The sequence below is a fragment of the Parabacteroides sp. An277 genome, assembly GCF_002159645.1.
Classification (GTDB): Bacteria; Bacteroidota; Bacteroidia; order Bacteroidales; family Tannerellaceae; genus Parabacteroides.
Genome location: NZ_NFJB01000096.1, coordinates 1 through 658, shown reverse-complemented (window position 1 = coordinate 658; position 658 = coordinate 1). Strand labels below are relative to the sequence as shown.

1 pseudogene is annotated in these 658 nt (G+C 58.2%); it reads right to left on the bottom strand.

The features are described 5' to 3' along the window. Window positions 1-658: pseudogene (locus B5F77_RS15470) on the bottom strand (hypothetical protein); the annotation flags it as partial.

The window sequence follows — 658 nt, the reverse complement described above, 5'->3', positions numbered from 1 at the left end:
GCAGCTGTTCGAGCCGGGACTTGGCTTCGTCCGTTTGCCCTTCATACATCAGCAGGGCGGCTTCGGCGAGTTGCTTCTCCGGACAGTCTTGCGCCTTGTCCAGGTAGCGACGGGCCTTGTCGAACTGTTTTGTCTGCACCGCACTGATGCCGGCGTTCAGGTTCGATACCGGGTCGTTCGGGTACATGCGGACGGCAATCTCGAATACCTCGTTGAACTCAGGACTTCCCGCTTCGTAGGTCTGCGCCACCTGGAACATCTCGTTGAGGCTGAGCTGCGACGGGTCTTCGAATATCAACTGCTTGGCCTCGTCGACCGTAAAGTTACGGATGGTGTAATCCACCTGGTAGTCCGAATGGCGCAGGGCAGGGTAGACGTCGCGCAACAATATTTTATAAGAAGTGCCGCCGTTGAGCGTCTTGAGCTTCCACTCGCGCTGGTCATAATCAGCCGGTTCGTCGGCCCGGATGATGGCGAGGAGTTCGGCCTTATCGGGAAGGTTGCCCGCTTCGACTGCCTTTTCCAACCCCGCCCAGTCTTCCGGTTCGCTGTCGACCGTCATGCGGGCATTGCCGAAGTCATACAGGCTTTCCACATAAGAGAGCAACGCTTCGGCACGTCCTTCCGCCAGGCGGGCATTGTTGGCGTAACCTCCTTC